Source organism: Protofrankia sp. CiP1_Cm_nod2, from assembly GCF_920664355.1.
Lineage (GTDB): Bacteria > Actinomycetota > Actinomycetes > Frankiales > Frankiaceae > Protofrankia.
The window spans coordinates 29,696-38,830 of record NZ_CAKKTL010000015.1 but is presented as its reverse complement, the minus strand read 5'-3'; the positions used below and the strand labels follow the sequence as shown (position 1 = coordinate 38,830).

Sequence of the window (9,135 nt, the reverse complement as noted above, 5' to 3'; positions counted from 1 at the left end):
CACCACTGTCGCTGCCCGAGCCGCGGCGGCCCGAGCTGCGGCTGCCCGAGCGGCGGCGGCCCGAGCGGCAGCCGGCCCGGCGCCGTCTCCCCCTGCCGGCCACGCCCGGGCCCCTCGCCTACGGCTGTCCCCCCCGCGGCTGGTTCGGCCGGCTGGGGCCACCGCTGGTGGCGGGCGGGGCCCTGCTCGCCATGGCCGTGGCCAGCCTGTGTCTGCAGACGCAGACCCGGCACAGCGCCGAACGGCAGCGCCTGGCCGAGCACGTGGCGTTCACCGCCATCGTGGCGGACGCGTCCATGCACAGCGTCGACAGCCAGCGTCTGATCACGGCTGTGTCGTCGGCGTCCTGGTCGCTCAGCGACCGGGACGCCGACGCCGCCGTGCTGCGCTCGTTCGCCGGATCAGGGGTCGGCGGCCGGAACTACGTCTGGGCGTTGGCCGGCCTGGACGGCCACCTGCTGGCCGCCGAACCGCCGTCGCTCACCCTGCCGATCGGCCCGGACGACCCGGCGTGGCGGGCCGCCCGGGCCGGCCGGGCCGGCAACTCGCCCGTGATGAACGTCGACGGGCTCTGGCGGGACTACGTGACGGTCCCGGTCCTGCGCGAGGGCCGGCCGGCGGCGGTCGTCGTCATCGGGGAGTCGCTGCGGGACTCGCCCAACCAGGCCAACCTCGCGAGCAGCGGCACGCTCGGGTTCGTCGTGGGCGGGCTGTCCGTGGTGGATGCGGCCGGCACGGTCATGTTCTCCTGGAATCCCGGCCTGATCGGCCAGCGGCTGGTGGCCGCGGCCAGCCTGGCGGCCCTGCGGGTGGGCGAGGCCCGGCAGATCGACGACGTCGTCGCCGGCGGCCAGGTCACCATCGCCTCGCCGCTGGCGAACCTGCCCGACGGCGGCTACGTGGTGTTCCAGCAGCCGGTCCAGGCCTTCTACGGGGACATCCGCTCCGGCCGGCTCGTCCGGGACGGCAGCCTGCTGGCCGTTGTCGCCGCCGCCCTCGTCGGGCTGACCGTCCTCAACGGCCGGCGTGAAGCGGCGATCCGCGACGAGCAGCGACGGCTGCAGGCCCTGCTGCACAACGCCCACGACATCGTGATCGCGACCAGGGCGGACGGGAAGATCATCTTTGTCAGTTCCGCCGCCGCGCTCCTGCTCGGGGTCACGGCCGGCTCCTACCTCGGCCGGCACCTGCCCGACGTCGCCCACCCGGACGACGCGGGCGCGCTGGCGGAGCTGCTGCGCCAGGCCACCGGGCTCGCTACTGGCGGCAGTGGTCCCGTTACCGGCGGCAGTGGTCCCGCTACCAGCAGCAGTGGGCCCGCTACCAGCAGCAGTGGGCCTGCTACCGGTAGCAGTGGCTCCGGTGTCGACAGCAGTGGGCCCGGTGCCGAGGCCGCGGCAGCCGCGGCCTCGGCGGCAGCGGCAGCGGCGGCGGGGGCCGCCGTGGCACGCGACGTCCGGCTGTCGGCCGCGGGCGGCGGCCACCGCTGGTTCGACATCGAGGCGATCGACCTGCGGGACCGCTCGGAGGGCACCGGCATCCTGCTGACCTGCCATGAGATCGGCGAACGCCGGGTCCTCCAGGACGAGCTGCGCTACCAGGCGTCCCATGACGCCCTCACCGGCCTGCCGAACCGGTCGGTGTTCGCCCGCCGGCTCGACGAGATCGCCGCTCAGCGTCCGGCATCGGCGTTCGCGGTCCTGTTCATCGATCTCGACCGGTTCAAGTCGGTCAACGACACCTACGGCCACAACGCCGGTGACGAGGTGCTGAGGATCATCGGTGCCCGCCTGCGGGACGCCGGCACCGAGCGGGACGCCGTCTGCCGTCTCGGCGGGGACGAGTTCGCCGTCATCCTGGGTGACGCCGACAGCGCCCGGGCACGCGATCTCGCCGACCAGCTGCTGGTGGCGATCCGACGGCCGATTACGGTCGGTGGGCGTTCCATTGCTATCGACGCGACGATCGGTGTCGCCCTTTCGGAGTCGCAGGACGCGCCGCCCGGCGCGGTCGTCCGCAGCGCCGATCTCGCGATGTACCGGGCGAAGGAGGCCGGCCGGGAGCGTCCGGAAGCCCGTCCGGAAGTCCTCCAGGAGGCACGCCTGGAAGCCCGCCAGGAAGCCCGCCAGGAAGCCTGTGTGCCGTCAGCCGGCCAGCCCTGAGCCCCTGACTGACCAGCCCCAAGCGGTCTCATGATGGCTGTGGGCGGTTCCTAGCTGGCGGCTCGGCGTCGTCCGCCGCGGGCCCGCAGGTAGTCGCGTACGACGTAGCGGCCGAGCGCCCCCGGATCCGGGGAGAGCATCCGGCCGCCGTTGCGGCGGACGACCTCGTCGACGAACTGGACCAGCCGTGGCTCGTCGTCGAGCATGAAGACGTTGATCGTCGCCCCGCGGCGGGTGAGCCGGTCCACCTCGGCCAGGGTCAGCTCCAGGGTCTCCGGGACCGGTGGCCAGGAGAAGGACGGGGTGCCGTTGCGCATCAGGTGCGCGGTCGGCTCACCATCGGTGATCACCAGTACGACCGGTTCGGAATCCGGGTGCCGCGACAGCAGCCGGCCCGCGAGCATCAGGGCGTGCTGGAGGTTCGTGCCCTGGACGACCTCGGAGTCCAGGCCCGCGAGCTCCACCGGGCGCAGCAGCCGGGCATAGTCGGAGAACCCGACCAGATGGATCGTGTCCTGCGGGAACTTCGTGTCGATCAGGGTGTGCAGCGCCAGCGCCGTCGACTTCGCCACCCCCCAGGTGCCCCGCAGCGCCATCGAGTAGGACAGGTCCACCAGCAGGCAGACGGCCGCGGAGGAGCGGCGTTCGGTCTCGGTCACCTCGAAGTCGCGGACGTCCAGCTCGATCGTCCCCTCCGGGCTGGCGGGGCCGGCCCGCAGCACCGCGTTGCGCACGGTGCGTACCACATCGATCGATTGTGTGTCACCGAAGTGCCAGGGCCGGGACGTCCCGGTGGGCTCTCCGGCGGCACCGGCGTCCCGGGAGTCGTGATCGCCGCGGCCGCGGGTGTCCATCCGCTGGAAGATACGCGACAGCGCGCTCTGGCCGATGCGGCGGACCGCCCGCGGGGTCAGCTCCAGCTTGCCGGCGTTGCGGGTCAGGAAGCCCTGGCGCTCCAGCTCCTTCTCGATCTGCTGGAGGGTGCGCAGGTCGTCGACGGCGTCCCGGCCCAGTGCCCGGGCTACCGCGTCCGGGTCGACGTCCTCGAGGGACGCCCCGGGGTAGTCCTGGGACAGCGCGGCGGCGAGCTCGTCGAGCTCGGCCAGCTCCTCCAGGACGGAAGTGGCGTCACCCAGCCCGAGCGGCGTGTCACCGGTCATCGCGTCGCGGAAACGGCCGCGCCGGCCCCAGCCGAGGTCCGGCCGGGCGGCGCGCAGCGCCTGCTGCAGCCGGGAGAGCTCGGCCGCCATGCCCAGGTCCGCCAGCGCCGACGCCATCAGATCGGCCAGCTCCTGGCGCTGCTGGGGGGACAGGCCCGCCAGCAGCTGGGCAGCGGCGGCGGCGCGGCGCGCCAACGAGTCCACCAGCTCGTCCAGCGTCTGCGGGTTCTCCGGGAAGAAGTCGCCGAACGAGCGCATGAACCGCTCGAAAGCGGCGTCGGTGTGCTCACCGCGGGCGTCGGCCTCCAGCATGCCGTTGAGCGCGGCGAGCATTTCGGTGACCCGGGCGATGTCCTGCGGCGTGGCGTTCTCCAACGCCTGTTTCATGCCGCGGAACTGGGCGTCGAGCACCTCCCGGCGGAGCAGGTCGGAGATCTTCTCGAAGGTCTCGCGGGCCTGCGGCGAACGCCACTCGTAGTCGGCCAGCGTGTTCACGGCCCGGGCCGGGTCGGCCGGCAGCGCGTCGAGCTCGGCCTCGCGCAGCCGGGCGTCGTCGGACGGGTCGGGGAACAGCGCCGCGCGCTCCTGGCCGACGGCGGTGTCGAGGAGCTCCCGGACCTCTTCCAGGGTGCCGTCGAGGCGGCCGCGCGCCCGGGCCTCGCGCCGGCGGCGTTCCACCTGCCGGCGCAGGTCCTCAAGCCCGCGGCGCTGGCTGGTCCCGCGCCGCAGCAGCGCGTCCAGCGCCTCGCGCGGGGTCCGGCCGTCCAGGATGTGCGTGGACATCTCGTCGAGCGCGCCGGCGGCGTCGAACGGGGAGGCGAGCGGGTCGGGGCCGCCGTCCCACGGGCCGTAGCGGAAGCTTCCCGACCCGGCCGGGGCGCTCATGTGCCGTACACCGTGCGGCCCGGCAGCTCCTCCTTGGCCAGCCGCCGGTTGAGGTGCAGGCCCTCCATGGCCAGTTCCAGCCCGGCCGCGGCGAGCCCTGGCGCCTCGGCGCCGTCGACGTCCAGTTTCGCCAGGATCGCGGCGAGCCCCGGGACCGGGCCGACCCGCCGCAGCAGCTCCGCGGCGGGGACGAGGTCGCCGGTCTCGACCGGCCCCTCGGTCTCGAACCGCCGTTGCAGGCCGGTCAGGTCGGTGCCGGCGAGCCGGGCGCGGAAGGTCTCGGCGATGGCCCGGCGCAGCAGGTGCGCGAGGATCTCGTCCTCCCGGCCCTCCTCGAGCTGGTCGAACTCGATCTTCCCGCGGACCGCCGGTATGATCGCGGCGAGGTCGACGACCCGGGCGGTGGGGACGTCCTCGCCGGTCAGCGCCGCGCGGCGGACGGCCGAGGCGGCCACGGTCTCCGCCGCGGCCACCGACAGCCGGGCCGACACACCGGAGCGCCGGTCGACCTGGGGCGCGTCACGGACCAGCCGGGTGAAGCGGGCCACCACCTCCAGCAGGTGCTCGGGGACGGCGGGGGCGCCCAGCGGCGACCCCTTCCAGTCCAGCACCGCCTCCTGCCGGATCAGGGCCAGCTCGTCGTCGAGCCGCAGCGGGTAGTGGGTGCGCACCTCGGCGCCGAAACGGTCCTTGAGCGGCGTGATGATCCGGCCGCGGTTGGTGTAGTCCTCGGGGTTCGCCGACGCGATCAGGAACAGGTCCAGCGGCAGCCGCAGGATGTAGCCACGGACCTGGATGTCACGCTCCTCGAGCACGTTGAGCAGGGAGACCTGGATGCGCTCGGCGAGGTCGGGCAGCTCGTTGACGCTGAAGATGCCCCGGTTGGTGCGCGGGATCAGGCCGTAGTGGACGGTCTCCGGGTCGCCGAGGGTGCGGCCCTGGGCGACCTTCACCGGGTCGACGTCGCCGATCAGGTCGCCGACGCTGGTGTCCGGCGTGGCGAGCTTCTCGCCGAACCGTTCCGAGCGGTGCTTCCAGGCGACCGGCGTGTCGTCGCCGAGCTCGGCGAGCAGCAGCCGGCACCGGGCGCACACCGGCGCGTAGGGATGGTCGTTGATCTCGCAGCCGGCGACCACCGGCGTCCACTCGTCCAGCAGGCCGACCAGGGTGCGGATCAGGCGGGTCTTGCCCTGCCCCCGCTCGCCGAGGAAGACGATGTCGTGCCCGGCCAGCAGGGCCCGTTCCACCTGGGGGAGTACGGTGTCGTCGAAACCGATGATGCCGGGGAACCGGATCTCGCCGCCGGCCATCCGGGCAAGGGTGTTCTCGCGCAGCTCCGTGCGTACGGACCGGTGCCGGTGCCCTGAGTCGCGCAGGAGACCCAGTACCCCCGGTCCGGGGGACGGTGATGTCGGTCCGGGGGACGGTGCCGGGAACCCTGGCAGATCGAGCACCAGTCGACGGTACGTCCCCGCGCTCCGTCGCGCAGGGAAGTCGCATTGTGTCCACGTCCGGCATACCGGGTGTCTATCGGGAGGCACACCGGACGTGGAATGTCAACCGGCCGGTTCCCGCCGGCCGACCGGGGCCGGTCAGTTGGAGTACGGCTCCACCGATACGATCTTGACGGTGGCCGAGCGCCCGTTGGGCAGGGTGTAGGTGACGGTGTCGCCCGCCCGGTGGCCGCTGACGGCCCCACCCAACGGTGACTGGGCCGAGTACACCTCCAGCGAGGTGCTGTGATCCTCCCGGGAACCGATCAGGAACCGCTCCGTCTCGTCGTCCCCCGGGAAGCGCACCTCGACCACGGTGCCCGGGCCGGCCGCGCCGTTGAACTGCGGGGCCTGCCCGACCCTGGCGTCGCGCAGCAGGTCGGTGAGCTGCCGGATGCGCGACTCCAGCTTGCCCTGTTCCTCCTTGGCCGCGTGGTAGCCGCCGTTCTCCTTGAGGTCGCCCTCCTCGCGGGCAGCTTCGATCTTGTTGGCGATCTCGACACGACCGGTCCCGGTGAGGTGGTCGAGCTCCTCGCGGAGCCGGTCATACGCCTCCTGGGTCAGCCACGTCTGCTGCGACACGCGTCACGCTCCTAGATTCCTCAAGAGGCCCGGAGACACGGGAAGAACCATGATCGTTCATCCTCCGGGTGCTCGTACGTCGACGGCCGTACGACACCTGCGACCGGCCCGCGGCGCGGGTCGGCCGTATCGCAGTCCGGCCTCGTCGGGCCCGTGCGGGCCCTGGACAGGGACAGTGGGTCGGGTGCTGGGAAACCGCGGGATGCACGGTTGGTCGGAGGCGGATTACGAAGCGATGGGACAGGGGCAAACGCCCAGCCTAACAGTTGGGATCGGTGTGGTACGGCCATGAGCAAGCGCCGCTGCTTGCCGTGCGAGGTGGGCCGGGAATCGGCCGCGCCGCCGGCCGCACCACCGGCCGCGCGCCGCGCGCCGGTAGCCCGCGCGGCTGTCAGCCCGCGCGGGCGATCTGACAGTCCTCGACCTCGACCACGTTCGCTTCCCGGGACGTGGCGAGCACGACCGTTGTGGTCGTGACCCGTCGGCCGTCCGGAGCCGGACCGACGACGATGTCGGTACGCCGGCCGACGACCTCGTTGTCCCGAGCACGTGCGCGGACAGTGCATTCTGCCACGGCGTTGGGTGACTTTTCCACATCGAATGTCAGCTCGGCCTGCGCCGGAGTGATCCGATAGGCACGGGTCCCGTAGTTCAGCCGCTGCGGATGGCTCTGCATCCACGCGGCGCCGAGTGCGGCGGCCACGATGATGACGAGCCCCACCAGCAGGAACCAGGGGGCGACCCGGATGCCACCGAGCCATGGGATGTCCAGCAGACGTCGCGCCACGGCGAACACGCCCGGCTTTCCCGTAGGGGAACCGGGTGATGGCGTAGAGGAACCGGCTGCGGAGGGCATCGGGAACAATGGTCGCATGTCCAAGGCGATCAACGAGGGCGGCCTGCGGCTCATGGCTGTCCACGCCCACCCCGACGACGAGTCCAGCAAGGGCGCCGCCACCATGGCCCGCTATGTCCACGAGGGCGTCGACGTCCTCGTGGTGACCTGCACCGGTGGCGAAGCCGGGACCGTTCTCAACCCCGCTCTGGATCGTCCGGACGTCCACGGACGTCTCGCCGAGCTACGCCGGGCCGAGATGGAGCAGGCTCGGCGGATCCTCGGCGTCCGACAGGTCTGGCTGGGTTTTCTCGATTCCGGGCTGCCCGAGGGCGACCCGCTGCCACCCCTGCCGGAGGGCTGTTTCGCCCGGATGCCCGTCGCCGAGGCGGCCAGGCCGCTGGTCAGGCTGATACGGGAGTTCCAGCCGCAGGTCGTGGTCACTTATGACGAGAACGGCGGTTATCCGCACCCGGACCACGTCATGAACCACAGGATCACTATCGAGGCGTTCGAGGCGGCGGGTGACCACACGCGGTACCAGGAGGTGGGCCAGGACATCGGCGTGCCGCCGTGGCAGCCCCTCAAGCTCTACTACCACCAGAGCCATCACAAGGAGCGGATGCTCGCCCTGCACGACGCGATGCGGGCGAGCGGGCGGGAGTCCCCGTACACCGCCATGCTGGAGAAGTGGGTCGACCACTCGGACGACTCCGGGCGGATCACCGCCAGGGTCCCCTGCGACGACTTCTTCGAGATCCGTGACCGCGCGCTGCTGGCCCACGCGACCCAGGTCGACCCGAACGGGCCCTGGTTCCGCGTCCCGCTGGAGATCCAGCGCGCGGCCTGGCCCACCGAGGACTACCAGCTCGCCCGTTCCCTGATCGAGGTGGGTGTGCTGCCCGAGAGCGACCTGTTCAACGGCATCCGCTGATCCTCGGCAGCACCCGCGGCCGGCCGGCGTCACCAGCCGGCATCACCAGCCGGCCGCGGGTGGCACACCCACCGGTGGCAGATGAAATCATCCGCAGCCGGGGCACGGCCGGCCGCCACCGGTCGTTGCTGGTGACAGGGGGTGTGACCGTGGGCATCCGCATCCGCATCCGCGCCCGTCTTGCGCACCTTGCACGCCTTGAGACCAATGAGGGGATCACATCATGGCGATCTGGGATCGTCTGCGCACCAGCACCGCGTCGATACAGCAACAGCTCAACGCCAAGAAGAACGACCTGAAGAGCGGTGCCTTCAGGGACGCCAGCATGGCCATCTGCGCCCTGGTGGCCGCCGCCGACGGGACCATCGACCCGGAGGAGCGCCGCAAGGTCGCCTCGCTCATCGCCTCCAACGAGGTCCTCCAGAACTTCCCGGCCGAGCAGCTCCAGCAGAAGTTCAACGACTACTGCAACAAGCTGCAGACCGACTTCGACTTCGCCAAGGTCGGCGTCATCCAGGACATCGGCAGGACGAAGAAGAAGCCCGCCGAGGCCCGCGCGGTGATCCAGATCGGGATCGTCATCGGGGGCGCGGACGGCCACTTCGACAAGTCCGAGCAGCAGATCGTCCGTGACGCCTGCTACGCGGTGGGGCTGGACCCCAACGAGTTCGACCTCTGACCACGGCTTCCACGGCCGGCCTCCCACCCGCCAGGGCCCCGTCCGGTACCTGCTGGCCGGGGCCCTGGCGGCGTCTGTCGACGCCCTGCCGGGCTTGTCCGGCGGTGCGCTCGGCGTAGGGTGTGAAGCGTGCCTCTAGCTGGACAGTTCCTCGCGCTTGAGGTCAGCGTCGGTACCAGCGGGTTCCTGGTCGTCCTGCTGCTGGGCCTCGCCGCTGTCGCTCTTTTCGTGATGATGCCGCGCAGCCTGGCCCGGATGCGCGGGAACGTCGCCAGTGGACGCTTCGGTGCTTCCGCCGCCGACCGCGACCGACCGGCCGACAGCCAGGACCCCGACGCCGGTATCCCGCCCCAGCACTCCCCGCGCGGCGAGGAGTAGGCGGTCCCCGCGCACCGGCCTCCGAGA

8 protein-coding genes are annotated in these 9,135 nt (G+C 72.0%); 4 read left to right on the top strand and 4 right to left on the bottom strand.

What is annotated here, in order from left to right; all coding sequences use genetic code 11:
• On the top strand, positions 1–2,162 hold a 2,162-nt coding region (locus tag NBW84_RS03105), incomplete at its 5' end, for a diguanylate cyclase domain-containing protein (RefSeq protein WP_250281508.1).
• Positions 2,163–2,212: 50 nt separating this feature from the next.
• Here NBW84_RS03105 and NBW84_RS03100 read toward each other — a convergent pair.
• The 4 genes from NBW84_RS03100 to NBW84_RS03085 all read right to left on the bottom strand — a co-directional run bounded on the left by NBW84_RS03100 (position 2,213) and on the right by NBW84_RS03085 (position 7,078).
• Positions 2,213–4,207, bottom strand: coding sequence for a vWA domain-containing protein (locus NBW84_RS03100; protein ID WP_250281505.1), 1,995 nt, complete (start codon positions 4,205–4,207; stop codon positions 2,213–2,215).
• On the bottom strand, positions 4,204–5,661 hold the full coding sequence (locus tag NBW84_RS03095) for a magnesium chelatase (protein ID WP_445548245.1): 1,458 nt from the start codon (positions 5,659–5,661) through the stop codon (positions 4,204–4,206). Before NBW84_RS03095 ends, NBW84_RS03100 begins: the two co-directional genes overlap by 4 nt.
• Before the next feature lie 138 nt (positions 5,662–5,799).
• Positions 5,800–6,282, bottom strand: coding sequence for a transcription elongation factor GreA (gene greA / locus NBW84_RS03090; RefSeq protein WP_250281503.1), 483 nt, complete (start codon positions 6,280–6,282; stop codon positions 5,800–5,802).
• Between the two features lie 391 nt (positions 6,283–6,673).
• Entirely contained in the window at positions 6,674–7,078 is a 405-nt protein-coding gene (locus NBW84_RS03085) for a DUF4307 domain-containing protein (RefSeq protein ID WP_250281501.1), read from the bottom strand.
• A gap of 76 nt (positions 7,079–7,154) precedes the next feature.
• Between NBW84_RS03085 and mca the strand changes: the two genes are divergently transcribed.
• The 3 genes from mca (at position 7,155) to NBW84_RS03070 (ending at position 9,108) form a co-directional block, all read left to right on the top strand.
• Complete coding sequence (gene mca, locus NBW84_RS03080) at positions 7,155–8,051, top strand: mycothiol conjugate amidase Mca (protein ID WP_250281499.1); 897 nt, start codon at positions 7,155–7,157, stop codon at positions 8,049–8,051.
• A gap of 223 nt (positions 8,052–8,274) precedes the next feature.
• Positions 8,275–8,730, top strand: a complete 456-nt coding sequence (locus tag NBW84_RS03075) for a tellurite resistance TerB family protein (RefSeq protein ID WP_250281497.1) — start codon at positions 8,275–8,277, stop codon at positions 8,728–8,730.
• Positions 8,731–8,859: 129 nt separating this feature from the next.
• Positions 8,860–9,108: a hypothetical protein gene (locus NBW84_RS03070; RefSeq protein ID WP_250281495.1), complete on the top strand. Its 249-nt coding sequence runs from the start codon at positions 8,860–8,862 to the stop codon at positions 9,106–9,108.
• The last annotated feature ends 27 nt before the right edge of the window (positions 9,109–9,135 follow it).

Bases quoted from the DNA above. Each gene is read 5' to 3' on its own strand.
- NBW84_RS03100 (WP_250281505.1), bottom strand. From the start codon at position 4,207: ATGAGCGCCCCGGCCGGGTCGGGAAGCTTCCGCTACGGCCCGTGGGAC.
- mca (WP_250281499.1), top strand. From the start codon at position 7,155: ATGTCCAAGGCGATCAACGAGGGCGGCCTGCGGCTCATGGCTGTCCAC.
- NBW84_RS03075 (WP_250281497.1), top strand. From the start codon at position 8,275: ATGGCGATCTGGGATCGTCTGCGCACCAGCACCGCGTCGATACAGCAA.